The 12,887-nt window shown below is 74.2% G+C and carries 10 protein-coding genes, 1 tRNA gene and 1 pseudogene; 10 read left to right on the forward strand and 2 right to left on the reverse strand.

The genetic code is table 11. The features are described from left to right. The 6 genes from ABZW03_RS26385 to ABZW03_RS26410 form a co-directional block, all read left to right on the forward strand. Positions 1-1,233, forward strand: a 1,233-nt coding sequence (locus ABZW03_RS26385) for a trypsin-like peptidase domain-containing protein (protein WP_355263106.1), incomplete at its 5' end; no start/stop codon positions are given. 63 nt (positions 1,234-1,296) lie between these two features. Then, positions 1,297-1,384 (forward strand) — tRNA-Ser (locus ABZW03_RS26390). A 150-nt stretch (positions 1,385-1,534) separates the two neighbouring features. After that, entirely contained in the window at positions 1,535-2,362 is an 828-nt protein-coding gene (locus ABZW03_RS26395) for a MerR family transcriptional regulator (protein ID WP_355263109.1), read from the forward strand. Between the two features lie 287 nt (positions 2,363-2,649). Beyond that, the gene (locus ABZW03_RS26400; RefSeq protein WP_355263112.1) at positions 2,650-4,014 is read left to right on the forward strand and encodes an FAD-linked oxidase C-terminal domain-containing protein; all 1,365 of its coding nucleotides are present in this window, start codon (positions 2,650-2,652) and stop codon (positions 4,012-4,014) included. 397 nt (positions 4,015-4,411) lie between these two features. Next, a complete protein-coding gene (locus ABZW03_RS26405; protein ID WP_355263115.1) occupies positions 4,412-4,741 on the forward strand; it encodes a hypothetical protein in 330 nt (109 codons plus the stop codon). Positions 4,742-5,302: 561 nt separating this feature from the next. Beyond that, positions 5,303-6,103, forward strand: coding sequence for a pyridoxal 5'-phosphate synthase (locus ABZW03_RS26410; protein WP_355263118.1), 801 nt, complete (start codon positions 5,303-5,305; stop codon positions 6,101-6,103). A gap of 102 nt (positions 6,104-6,205) precedes the next feature. Here ABZW03_RS26410 and ABZW03_RS26415 read toward each other — a convergent pair whose 3' ends face one another. Next, the gene (locus ABZW03_RS26415; protein ID WP_355263121.1) at positions 6,206-7,222 is read right to left on the reverse strand and encodes an EamA family transporter; all 1,017 of its coding nucleotides are present in this window, start codon (positions 7,220-7,222) and stop codon (positions 6,206-6,208) included. A gap of 152 nt (positions 7,223-7,374) precedes the next feature. Between ABZW03_RS26415 and ABZW03_RS26420 the strand changes: the two genes are divergently transcribed. From ABZW03_RS26420 to ABZW03_RS26435, 4 genes are all read left to right on the forward strand, one after another. Further along, the gene (locus ABZW03_RS26420; RefSeq protein WP_355263124.1) at positions 7,375-8,247 is read left to right on the forward strand and encodes a glycoside hydrolase domain-containing protein; all 873 of its coding nucleotides are present in this window, start codon (positions 7,375-7,377) and stop codon (positions 8,245-8,247) included. Positions 8,248-8,303: 56 nt separating this feature from the next. Beyond that, on the forward strand, positions 8,304-9,494 hold the full coding sequence (locus ABZW03_RS26425; protein ID WP_355263127.1) for a hypothetical protein: 1,191 nt from the start codon (positions 8,304-8,306) through the stop codon (positions 9,492-9,494). 42 nt (positions 9,495-9,536) lie between these two features. Beyond that, positions 9,537-10,085, forward strand: coding sequence for a hypothetical protein (locus ABZW03_RS26430; protein WP_355263129.1), 549 nt, complete (start codon positions 9,537-9,539; stop codon positions 10,083-10,085). 131 nt (positions 10,086-10,216) lie between these two features. Then, positions 10,217-11,878, forward strand: a complete 1,662-nt coding sequence (locus ABZW03_RS26435) for a long-chain fatty acid--CoA ligase (protein ID WP_355263132.1) — start codon at positions 10,217-10,219, stop codon at positions 11,876-11,878. Between the two features lie 64 nt (positions 11,879-11,942). Here ABZW03_RS26435 and ABZW03_RS26440 read toward each other — a convergent pair. Continuing rightward, positions 11,943-12,887: pseudogene (locus ABZW03_RS26440) on the reverse strand (hypothetical protein); the annotation flags it as partial.

The raw sequence follows: 12,887 nt of genomic DNA on the forward strand, positions 1-12,887 counted from the left end.
GGCCTTGAGCGCCGGGTCGGCGGCACCGGTGGGCTTGACCGTCGGCGTCGGCGTCGGGGTGGCGCTCGGTGTCGCGGTGGTGGCGGCCGGGGCGGCCCCGGCGGCCCGCGCAGGAAGCGCGGCGGCCTGGTCGCCCTGGTGACGGCCGTCGCGCTGGTCGCCGGTGTGGCCGGCGGCGTGCTCGGCGTGACCGCCTTCGACCGTTCCGACAGCCGCAGCTCCGCGAACGACCACCGCAGCACCACCGTCCAGGCCAGCGACACCCAGAAGAACGAGCCCACCCCCGGCTCGATCGCCGCCATCGCGCAGAAGGCGCTGCCCAGCGTCGTCACCATCAAGGCGCAGGGCAACGGCGAGTCGGGCACTGGCACCGGCTTCGTCTTCGACACCGAGGGCCACATCCTCACCAACAACCACGTGGTCGCGCCGACCCTCAACGGCGGCAAGCTGACCGTCAAGTTCGCCGACGGCAGCTCCTACAGCGCCTCGGTGCTGGGCCACGCCGAGGGCTACGACGTCGCCGTGATCAAGATCGACAACCCGCCCAAGAGCAAGCTGGCCCCGCTGCCGCTGGCCGACTCCGACAAGGTCAACGTCGGCGACGCCACGGTCGCGATCGGTGCGCCGTACGGCCTGGAGTCCACCGTCACCAGCGGCATCATCAGCGCCAAGGACCGCCCGGTGGCCTCCGGCGACGAGACCGGCTCGCAGGCCTCGTACATGAACGCCCTCCAGACCGACGCCTCGATCAACCCCGGCAACTCCGGTGGCCCGCTGCTCGATTCGGGCGGCGCGGTGATCGGCATCAACTCGGCGATCCAGTCCAACGCCTCCTCCAACGGCCGGGCCGGCAGCATCGGCCTGGGCTTCGCCATCCCGATCAACCAGGCCAAGTGGGTCGCGGACACCCTGATCAAGACCGGCAAGCCGGTCTACGCCAAGCTCGACGTGCTGCGCAACGACGACTACAAGGGCGACGGCGCGCAGATCCAGACCAAGGACATCCAGGGCCAGCCCGCCGTCACCCCCGGCGGCGCGGCCGACAAGGCCGGCCTCAAGCCGGGCGACGTCATCACCAAGCTCGGCGGCGTCCCGATCGACAACGGCCCCGCCCTGGTCAGCCGGATCTGGACGCACAAGCCCGGCGAGACCGTCGACGTCGAGTACACCCGCAACGGCCAGACCTTCAACACCAAGGTCACCCTCGGCCAGCGCGAGGGCGACCAGCCGTGACCCCCGCCGGCGCGCAAACGTGTGCGCCGAACCCCGCCGGACCCGTTAGGCTGACCTCCGCCTGGAGAGCTGCCCGAGCGGCCTAAGGGAACAGTCTTGAAAACTGTCGTGCGGTGACCCCGTACCGTGGGTTCGAATCCCACGCTCTCCGCCGGTAGGAGAACCACCTGCTCAGGGCGGGTGCCGAGAATCCCTCGGCACCCGCCCTCGGTGTTTTCCGGGGGTCGCGGGCGCCGGCTGTGGGCCCACTGTGGACCGGGGTTGACCCTGACACCGTGGCAGGGGATGGAGTGGGCTCACCATGTTGAACATCGGAGACTTCGCCAGCCACGGCCGGGTGTCGGTGCGGATGCTGCGCCACTACGACGCGATCGGGTTGCTGCGGCCCGCCCGGGTGGACCCGGTCAGCGGGTACCGCTTCTACGAGGCGTCCCAACTCGCCCGGCTGAACCGGGTGATCGCGCTCAAGGAGCTCGGCTTCACGTTGCAGCAGGTCCGGTCCGTCCTGGACGAGCAGGTGGACGTGGCCGAACTGCGGGGGATGCTGCGGCTGCGGCGGGCCCAGCTCGCCGCGGCGATCGCGGCCGACGAGCTGCGGCTGGCCCGGGTGGAGGCGAGGCTCCGAACGATCGAGAGCGAGGGGACCATGTCCACGCACGATGTCGTGGTGAAGCCGGTGCCGTCCGTCCGGGTGGCCCAACTGGCCGGTGTGGCCGCGAGTTACGAGCCGGAGGACATCGGGCCGGTGATCGGGCCGCTGTTCGACGAGCTGTGCCGGCGGCTGGCCGCGGCCGGGATCGAGGCGACCGGTCCGTCCGTCGCCCACTACCGGGACGCGCCGGAGGGCGACGGCTCGGTGCTGGTGCTGGCCGCCGTCCCGGTCGGTCCGTCGGTGCGGCCGGGCGAGCACGACTTCGAGGTGCTCGACCTGCCGCCGATCGAGACCGCGGCCACGGTCGTGCACCGCGGCCCGATGGACGAGGTGCTCGGCACCATCCAGGAACTGGCCCGCTTCATCGAGGGGAGCGGCTACCGCTCGGCCGGCTACGCCCGGGAGCTCTACCTGAAGTGCCCGGAGGACCTGGCGGCCTGGGTCACCGAGATCCAGGAGCCGGTGGTCCGGGGGTAACCGGTAGCCGCGCCGGGGCCCTCGACGTGGTCGAGGGCCCCGGCGTCGCCCGTGCGCCCCGGGACCGATGCGCCCCCTCGTTGCCCGCCCGGGCAGCAGCTCCCCTTCCTCGCCCGTCTCTCGACCCACTTGCCCGGCCTCGCGTTGTGTCCCCCTCGTTGCTTGCCGGGCGGCCCCCCTTTCCTCGTCCGCCTCCTCCTCGCCCGTCCCTCGGCCCACTTGCCCGGCCCTGTCCGTCCGGGCAGAGTGCGGAGGTGGAGGCGGGCGGGCGGCGAGTGGAGGCGGCGATGAGTGATCTGACGGACCGACTGGCGCAGGGCCTCCCGGACGGGGCCGTCGTGGTGGATCCGGACGTGACCGCCGCGTACCGCCGTGACATGGCGGGCTTCTGCGCGGCCGGGCAGCCCGCGGCGGTGGTGTTCCCGGAGACGGTCGAGCAGGTGCAGCACGTGCTCCGCACCGCGACCGAGCTGCGCGTCCCTGTGGTGCCGCAGGGCGCCCGGACCGGGCTGTCGGGTGCGGCGAACGCGGTGGACGGCTGCGTCGTGCTGTCGCTGGTGAAGCTGAACCGGATCCTGGAGATCGACCCGGTGAACCGGATCGCGGTGGTCGAGCCCGGCGTGGTGAACGCCGAACTCTCGCGCGCTGCCGAGGAGTTGGGACTCTCATACCCGCCGGACCCGTCCAGCTGGGAGTCCTGCACGATCGGCGGCAACATCGGCACCGGCGCGGGCGGCCTCTGCTGCGTGAAGTACGGCGTCACCAGCGAGTACGTGCTCGGGCTGGACGTGGTGCTGGCGGACGGGCGGCTGCTGTCCACCGGCCGCCGCACCGCGAAGGGCGTGGCCGGGTACGACCTGACCAGGCTGTTCGTCGGTTCGGAGGGGACGCTCGGCGTGGTGGTCCGGGCGGTTCTGGCGCTGCGGCCGGCGCCCGCTCCGCAGCTGGCGCTGGCGGCGGAGTTCCCGAGCGCGGACGCGGCCGGGGCGGCGGTCTGCTCGGTGATGGCGCGCGGTCTGACCCCGTCGCTGATGGAGCTGATGGACGCGGTCTCGGTGCGGGCGGTCAACGAGCTGGGGCGGATGGGCCTGCCGGAGTCCACCCAGGCGCTGCTGCTGGTGGCCTTCGACGGGCCGGACCGGGTGGCCGAGCTGGCGCGGGTCGCGCGGCTGTGCCGGGAGGCCGGGGCGACGGAGGTGGTGCCGGCCGAGGACCAGGCGGAGTCCGATCTGCTGCTGGCCGCCCGGCGGATGGCGCTGCCCGCGCTGGACCGGCTGGGCACCACGATGATCGACGACGTGGCCGTGCCGCGGTCCCGGCTGGCGGAGATGCTGAACGGTGTCGCGGTGATCGCCGAGCGGCACGGGCTGACCATCGGGGTGGTCAGTCACGCCGGGGACGGCAACACCCACCCGATCGTCATCTTCGACGCCTCGGACGAGGAGCAGACGGCCCGCGCCCAGCGCTCCTTCGACGAGATCATGGCGCTCGGGCTGGAGCTGGGCGGCACGATCACCGGGGAGCACGGGGTGGGGCTGCTGAAGCGGGACTGGCTGGCCCGTGAGCTGGGCCCGGTGGCCCTGGACCTGCAGCGGCAGCTGAAGGCGGTCTTCGACCCGCTGGGAATCCTCAATCCCGGCAAGATGATCTGATTTTCAAAATTCGCTGGGAACGGCTGGAAAAGTCGACATGGAAGGGTGATCGGACCTTTCAGGGGCGCGTTCACGGTTCGTGTGCGCCGGGGTGGTGAGCCCGGCGGATCGTGTGATGGTGCCGCGCCGCCCTCCAGGGCGCCCTGATCGGCGGCCGTTCGGGCGAAGTCCCAGGTCGATCGGGGTGTGTCCGCGCGCTGTCCGCTTTCCGTACGGTTATGCGCGGCCAGATCGGATATCACGCGAACGGGCGAAATCCGCCGTGGGAGCTGGCGCTTTGTCGATTTGTTGCGGAAGTCTGTCTTCCGGCGCCGCAGCCCGTAGGTGTTCGTCCCGTCGACGAACCTTGCGCATCGTGATCGACCACTGCCCGATGAACAGCTCCTTGGAGGCACCCATGGCACGCATCCATACCCGCCGATTGGCCGGACGCCTGGTCGCCGGCCCACTCGCGGCCGGTCTGCTGCTGGTCGGTGCCGGTGCTGCCGCCGCCGACGACGGCGCGGGCGCCGAGTCCGGTTCCAACGCCGGTGTGGTCTCCAACTCCGGCACCGGCAACGTGTTCGGCGGGGTCGACGGCAACTACGTCTCCACCCAGCAGACCGCCACCGGCTCCGGCGCCTCGAACCAGGACAACACCGTCGCGGTGAAGGACAACACGGGCAACGTCCAGGGCGGCCAGGACAGCAAGAACCTCAACGTCGTGGTCGCTCCGACCTTCAACTGACCGGCCGGTCGATCGCCCGGCCGCCCGGCCGGGTGACGGCACCGGGCACCACGGAAGGCGGGGGCGCCGGACGTGGATGGCCGCGGCTGAGCTGAGCAGCCGCGGACGGGCCCGGGCCGGATCGGAACGGATTGGAACGGATCGAACCGGTTCGGAACGGCCGGAGGGCCGGAACGGACATCGGGTACCGACGCATCACACCAGAGGGAACAGCGCAATCGACCGGCAGGCGGAAAGGGTCACCGCGAAACCGGTCTCGTGGGCGGTGCCGCCATCGGCACCGCCCACGAGTGCGTCCGGCGCCGATCCCCGCCGGCCGCCGGATCTCCCCCTGGCCGCCCCGGCTCCCCCCGCCCCGGCTCCCCCCACTCCGGAATCCCGCGCCCGGCCGCCCCGGAATCCCCCGCCGACCGGCCCGGATCCGTCCACCGAGGGCCCGCGCCCGGAGCCGTCGGTGTACGGCGGTACGGTTGCGCTCCGACAGCGCACCCACGTGCCCGGGCCCGGATGGGCCGGCCCGGCCGGGGTGGCGACCGCGGCAATCGGAAGGAAGGGCGCGCGATGGCGGCGGAGGAGGAGGGCCTGACCGGCCCGGACGAGACCAGGCCTGCACCCGAGCCCGGGTCGCGACCGGCGGCGGAGGCACGCCCGGAGCCGCCGGCCGAGCCGGTCCGCGAGCACCGCTCCGGGCCCAGGTCCGTCCCCGAGCTGTTGCTCGGCCGCCCGCCGATGGCCCGCCCGCTGCCCTCCTTCGACCACGAGGCCGCCCCCGCCGAGCCCGGCCCGCTGTTCGTGGACTGGCTCGCCACCGCGCTGCACGCCGGGGTGCTGGACCCGCAGGCCTTCACCCTCTCCACCGTCGACTCCGACGGCATGCCGGACGCCCGGGTGCTGGTGCTGCGGGACGTCGACGCGGCCGGCACCGGCTGGAACTTCTCCGCGGACGCCGACAGCCCCAAGGGCCGTCAGCTCGCCGACCACCCGGCCGCCGCACTGACCGTCTACTGGCCGCAGCTGGGCCGCCAGGTCCGGGTGCGCGGCGCCGTCGAGCAGGCCGCCGACCTGGTCGCCGCCGCCGAGTTCGCCACCCGCTCGCCCGCCGCCCGGGTCGGCGCGCTGGTCGGGCGGCAGAGCGAGCCGCTGGGCTCGTTCGACGAGTACGACGAGGCGGTGGCGGTCGCCCGCCGCCGGCTGGAGGCGCACCCGGACGCGGTCGCGCCCGGGCACGCGGTCTACACCCTGTGGGCGCACGAGGTGGAGTTCTGGCAGGGCGACGCCCAGCGGCGGCACATCCGGCTGCGCTACACCCGCACCGGCCCGGTCAGCTCCCCAGAGTGGTCCCGCACCCTGCTCTGGCCGTGAGCCGTCAGGCCGTAAGGCCGTGAGCCGTGAGGCCGTGAGCCGTGAGCCGTGAGCCGTGAGGCCGTGCGGTCGTAGGCCGTCGGGTCGTCAGCCTCCGCGCGGCTACCGCCGCCCGGCCAGCGTGGCGCCCACGCTGGCCGCGACCACGCAGCCGATCCCGGCCAGCTGCGGCACGCCCAGCAGCTGGCCCAGCACCACCAGCCCGACCAGCGCGCTGACCGCCGGCTCCAGGCTGACCAGCACGCTGAACACCCGCTGCGGCATCCGTCGCAGCGCGGTCATCTCCAGCGCGTACGGGAGCACCGGCAGCAGCAGCGACACCCCGGCGACGGCGGCGAGCAGCGCGAGCGGCGAGGCGTCGGGCGCGGTCAGCCCGTCCCAGGCCTGGCCGAGCCCGAACGGCGCCAGCGCGAGCGCGCCCACCGTCATCGACACGGCCAGGCCCTGGAACCCGCGGAAGGTCGCGCCGACCTTGTCCGTGAACAGGATGTACACGGCGTAGCAGGCGGCCGCCCCGAAGGCGTACAGCAGGCCGACCGGGTCGAGCGAACCGCCGCCCTCCCCCTCGCCGAACAGGGTCAGCAGCGCCACGCCCGCGGCCGCGAGCAGCGCCCAGAGCAGGTGGCTGGCGCGCCGGGCGAAGATCAGGGCGACCGCGAGCGGGCCGAGGAACTCGATGGTCGCGGCGGTGCCCATCGGCAGCCGGTCGACCGCTCCGGCGAACAGGAAGGTCATCGAGGCCGAGGCCACGCCGAGCAGCGCGGCCGCGGCGAGGTCGCGCGGGCGCTTGTCGCGCAGCTTCGGCCGGGTGGCGGCGAGCAGGATGACGGCGGCGAAGCCGAGCCGCAGGAAGGTCGTGCCGCTGACACCGAGCGGGCCGAACAGCGGCTTGGACAGCGCGATGCCGCTCTGCACCAGGAACATCGCGGTCACGCAGAGGAGCGGCGCCGGGATCCGCTCCCAGCCTCCGGCCGCGCGGCCGGAGGACCCGCCTCGTCGCCGGCTGCCCCGCTCACCGGCAGGCTCGCCCTGGAGCGCGGGCGGCATGGCCAGGGCCTCGGCGACGGCGGTGGCCGACGACGAGACGGAGGGGGTTTCGCTGGTATGGGAGGTGGGCATACGCGCGAGTTTGCCGTAAGGAGTGATGAACCAGCAAGCTCGTTACAAAAATCGGGACGGATGCGGACGGGTGCGTCCGAAAGGGTGGACTCGCGCGGGTGCTGCGGCGTGGTTGCCGCGGTCGTCCGACGGCCCGTCAGTATCAAGGCGGGGTGCGCCTTCTCCGCCCCGCCGCCCTGCTCGCCGCCGCCCTCGTGCTCCTGCTGGCCACCGACGGGGCGGGCGCGAACGCCGAAGCCACCGTCCCGGCCGCCGTCGCCACCCCGCGCATCCGGGCCGTCACACTGCCCGACCGGTCCGGCCCGCCCCGGGTCCGGGACACCTGGAGCGGCCCCGCCTTCGACGCCTGCACCGCTCCGTCGCTCGACACCCTGAAGGCCTGGCGCGGCACGTCGCCGTACGGGGCGGTCGGCATCTACACCAGCGGCTCCCAGCGCGGCTGCGGCCAGCCGAGGCTCACCGCCGAGTGGGTGAGCCGGGCGCGGGCGATGGGCTGGCGGTTCCTGCCGGTGCACGTCGGACTGCAGGCGCCGTGCGCCGACCCGGGCCGCAAGCCCAAGCGGATCGACCCGGCCAGGGCCGCCGAGCAGGGCCGGGAGGAGGCGGGCGAGGCCGCCCGGGCCCTGCGCGCGCTCGGACTCGCCAAGGGCAGCCCGGTCTACCTGGACATCGAGGCCTACCCGACGCGCGATGCGGCCTGCGGTCAGGCCGTGGTCGACTTCACCGTCGGCTGGACGGCCGGCCTGCACGCCGCGGGCTACCGCTCCGGCTTCTACTCCAGCCTCGACTCCGGCATCGCGGACCTCGCGGCCGCCGCCCGGGCCGGCAGCTCCCCGATGCCCGACGCGCTCTGGTACGCCCGCTGGGACGGCCGGGCCGACACCGAGGGCTCCGGCGGCCTCGCCCCCGACCTCTGGAGCTTCCACCAGCGCGTCCACCAGTACCACGGCAACGTCGAGGAGACCTTCGGCGGCGCCACCCTCACCGTCGACCGCAACCACGTGGACGGCCCGACCGCCCGCTGAGGCCCGCCGGGACGCGCGGGTAGGGTGTCCCCCCGATCGGACACGGGGGGAACGGCATGGCGAACGGCCAGGGGTACGGCGGCACCGGCGGATACGGCGCGCCGCCACAGAGCCCGCACGGGCAGGCGCCGTACGGCCAGAACCCCTACGCGCAGGACCGTCAGGCGCGGAACCCGTACGCCCAGCCGGTGCCGCCGCAGGCGTACCCGCCACCGCAGGCGTACCCGCCACCGCAGGCGTACCCGCCCCAGCACCCGCAGCCCGCCGCGGCGCCTCCTCCCGGCGGCTTCCCCGGCCCGGCGCCGCGCCGCAACCGCTTCGCCGTGCTGCTCCAGTTCCTCCTCCAGTGGATCTACGCCCCGCTCTGGGTCCTCGGCCTGGTGCTCCTCTTCGTCGTCCTGATCTTCGCGGACTACAGCGGGGGAGGCCCCAGCTCCGACGGCTGGCTGAAGGTCAACCGCAGCTTCATCCCGCCGCGCCGGCTGCGGGCCGAGCTCACCGGCCGGCCGGAGCACTGGGAGCGGTACGTCACCCCGGTCCTGGCCCGCCGGATCGCCGCCGCCGAGGCCTCGTACGCGGCCGGCGGCGGAGAGGTGCGGCCCGACCTCGGCCGGGTGGTGGGGGTCCGGCTCGCGGAGCGGCTCTACCGCGGCCTCGGCGCGGCCGGCGTGGTCCGGCTCGCGGAGCGGTACGGCTGGCACGGCGTGGCGTCCGGGAGCGACACCGGGCACGTCCTGCTCGCCCGCCACTTCCCGGCCCCGGTCATCCTGAACGCGCCCTCCCCGCAGGACCCGCCCGCCGCCCCCGGCACCCCGTGGGGCCCGCAGGCGGTCCGCTTCGCGCCGCTGCTGCCGTTCGTCCTCCTGCTCCAGATCGTCTACGTCCCGGTGTACGGACTGCTCACCTGCTGGGTGAGCCGCCCCGAGCCCGACTACTGGGACCGCTGGGGCGCCCGCTGGACGGTCGGCCCGCGCGCCTTCTACGCCGAGTTCACCAACAGCCCCGCCGCCTGGGACCGCCACATCCGCCGCATCCTCAAGCGCGACACCGACCGCCCCCGCCCCACCACCACCCGCACCCCCGACGGCACCCTCGTGCACCGCATCCACCTCAAGCGCGCCACCTACCGCGGCGCCGGCGCCCACCACGCCCTCCGCATCGCCGCCGACCAGGGCTGGACCCTCGACCCCGCATACACCCCCGACCCCACCAACTCCCTCCGCCTCTCCCGCCCCCTCCAGCCCTGACCTACCGTCATCCCGTTGGCCATTCCAACGAGGAGGCGGTGGATGAGGCGTCGACGGGGCGCACCGGCCGTGGTGCTGGCGGCCGCGGTGGTGCTGGCCGGGTGCGGGGGTGGGACGGACGGGCCGCCCGTGGTGTACACCAACCGGCTGCACGCGGAGGGGGAGGCCCGGCCCGACTACTGGGTGCGGGCGCCGTACGACCGGTTCGCGCTGGAGGTGGAGGAGAGCGCGGAGCCGGACGGGAGCAGGCGGTGGCGCGGGGTGGTGCGGGCGTACACGCCGTCCAAGCGTGGTGAGGGCACCCGCAAGGACGTGCTGTGGCGGGACGACACGGCCTACGACAGCAGGAAGGACCGGCCGCAGTACCGGTGGCAGGCGGACGGGAGGCAGGTGTGGATCTTCACCGACCGGCGCCGGACCGCGGCCACCGCCGAGGAGGAGGTGCGGGTGGTCGAGGCCGGCGCCGACGGCGTGTGGCGGAGCCGGACCCTGCCCGCCGCCGAGTATCCGGGCATTCCGGCGGACGTGCGCGCCGCGCTGCCCTTCTGGCTGCGGGAGGGGCTGGAGAGCGGGGCCGGGGCGGGGTCGTGATCCGTGCAACGGGGTCGGGATGCTGACAGCGGGGGGTGGGGGCGGCACAATCGGGCACGTCGGCGCGCATTACCGCCCGGTAGGTGCCCGCAGGCGCAGCCGCCAAGTGCCGCCAGGTCAAGGAGGACCCCGTGTTCAGCACGATGCAGGACGTTCCGCTCACCGTCGCCCGGATCCTGGAGCACGGGTCCACCATCCACGGGCGGTCGACCGTGACCACCTGGGACGGCACGGGGCCCGTGGTCCGGACGTACGCCGAGGTGGGCGCCCGCGCCGCGCAGCTCGCCTGCGCGCTGCGCGACGAGCTGGGGGTGACCGCGGACGACCGGGTCGCCACCCTGATGTGGAACAACACCGAGCACCTGGAGGCGTACCTCGCCGTCCCCTCGATGGGGGCCGTGCTGCACACGCTGAACCTCCGACTGCCCGCGCAGCAGCTGTCGTTCATCATCAACCACGCCGCCGACCGCGTGATCGTCGTCAACGGCACCGTCCTGCCGCTGCTCGCCGCGCTCCTCCCGGACCTCGCGCCGACCCTCAAGCACATCGTGGTCAGCGGCCCCGGCGACCGCTCGGTGCTGGCCGGCTTCGCGGGCGGCGTGCACGACTACGAGGAGCTGATCGCCGGCCGGCCCACCGAGTACCCCTGGCAGCACGACATCGACGAGCGGCAGGCCGCCGTGCTCTGCTACACCTCCGGCACCACCGGGGACCCGAAGGGCGTGCTCTACAGCCACCGCTCGGTCTACCTGCACTGCCTCCAGGTCAACACCGGCGACAACTTCGCCTTCACCCCGAGCGACACCGCGCTGCCGGTGGTGCCGATGTTCCACGTCCAGGCCTGGGGCATCCCGCACGCGGCCTTCATGTCCGGCGCCAACCTGCTCATGCCGGATCGTTTCCTCCAGCCCAAGCCGATGGCCGAGATGATCGCCACCGTCCGTCCGACCGTCAGCGCCGCCGTCCCCACCATCTGGGCCGGCCTGCTGGACGAGCTCGACGCGGGCGACTACGACACCTCCAGCCTGCGCATGGTGGTCATCGGCGGCAGCGCCTGTCCGCCCTCCCTGATGAAGGCCTACGAGGAGCGCCACGGCATCCGGGTGCTGCACGCCTGGGGCATGACCGAGACCTCCCCGCTCGGCTGCTTCGCCCAGCCGCCGGGCGGCCTCACCCCCGAGCAGGAGTGGCCGTACCGGATCACCCAGGGCATCTTCCCGGCCTCCGTCGAGGCCCGGCTGATCGGCCCGGGCGGCGAGCGGATGCCGCACGACGGCGTCGCGGCGGGCGAGTTGGAGGTGCGCGGCCCGTGGATCGCCGGGGCGTACTACGGCGGCGCCGGCCAGGACCCGGTCCGCCCGGACGACAAGTTCTCCGAGGACGGCTGGCTGCGCACCGGCGACGTCGGCACCATCACCGCCGACGGCTACCTGACCCTCACCGACCGGGCCAAGGACGTCATCAAGTCCGGCGGCGAGTGGATCTCCTCGGTCGAGCTGGAGAACGCCCTGATGGCCCACCCCGACGTGGCCGAGGCCGCCGTGGTCGCCGTCCCGGACGAGAAGTGGGGCGAGCGCCCGCTGGCCACCGTGGTGCTGCGCCCGGGCGCGACCGTCGGGCTGAAGGAGCTGCGGGCCTTCCTGGGCGAGCGGATCGCCTCCTGGCAGCTGCCGGAGCGCTGGTCGATCGTGGAGTCGGTACCGAAGACCTCGGTCGGCAAGTTCGACAAGAAGGTGATCCGGGCCAGCTACGCGGCCGAGGAACTGGACGTCACGGTGCTCGGCAAGGAGTGATCGCGACAAGGGCCGGCCGCCCCCGTTCCGTACGGGGGCGGCCGGCCCTTCGGCGTACCGGGGTTCAGCCCGCGGCGGCGACGCCCGCCTCGCCCATCGCGCCGATCCGCCCGAGCAGGTCGACGATCCGGGACTGGACGTCCTCGCTGGTCGAGCGCTCGGCGAGGAACAGCACCGTCTCGCCGGTGCGCAGCCGGGGCAGTTCCCGCGGGTCGAGGTCCACCGAGGTGTAGACCACCAGCGGAGTGCGGTGCAGCCGGTCGTTGGCGCGCAGCCAGTCCAGCAGGCCGACCCGGCGGCGGCGGATCTGCAGCAGGTCCATCACCACCAGGTTGGGCTGCACGCTGCTGGCCCGGGCCACCGCGTCGTTCTCGTCCACCGCGTGCTCGACGTGCATGCCGCGCCGCTCCAGGCTGCTGATCATGGCGGCGGCGATGTCCGGGTCGCCCTCGACCAGCAGCACCCGCGGGGCGTGGTGCTCGCCGTCGCGCGGGGCGAGGGCGCGCAGCAGGACGGCCGGGTCGGCGCCGTACGCGGCGTCCCGGGTGGCCTGGCCGAGGCCGGCCGTGACCAGCACCGGGACCCGGCGGTTGAGCGCCGCGGTGCGCAGCGACTGGAGCGCGGTGCGGGTGATCGGGCCGGTCAGCGGGTCGACGAAGAGGGCGGCGGGGAAGCCGGCGGCCTGGGCGTCCACCTCCTCGCGGGAGCGGACGATCACCGGCAGGTAGCCGCGCGACTGGAGGGCCTGCTTGGTGGCCGGGTCGGGCTCGGGCCAGACCAGCAGCCGGCGGGTGTTGGCCAGCTCGCCGGCCGGGGCCGACGGCTGCTCGGCGGCGGGCCGTCCCTCGGCGGCGGGGAGCTCGGCCATCGGGCGCGGCGCGGTCCGGGCGGCCTCGGCCGGTACGGGCGGCTGCGGCGCGCCGGCGGGCACCGGCGCGGGGCCGAGCGCGCGCGGCGGGGCGAGTTCGCCCAGGCCGGTGCCGACCGGGCGCGGGGCGGTCGGTTCCTC

This window comes from Kitasatospora sp. NPDC004799, assembly GCF_040609095.1.
Taxonomy (GTDB): Bacteria; Actinomycetota; Actinomycetes; order Streptomycetales; family Streptomycetaceae; genus Kitasatospora.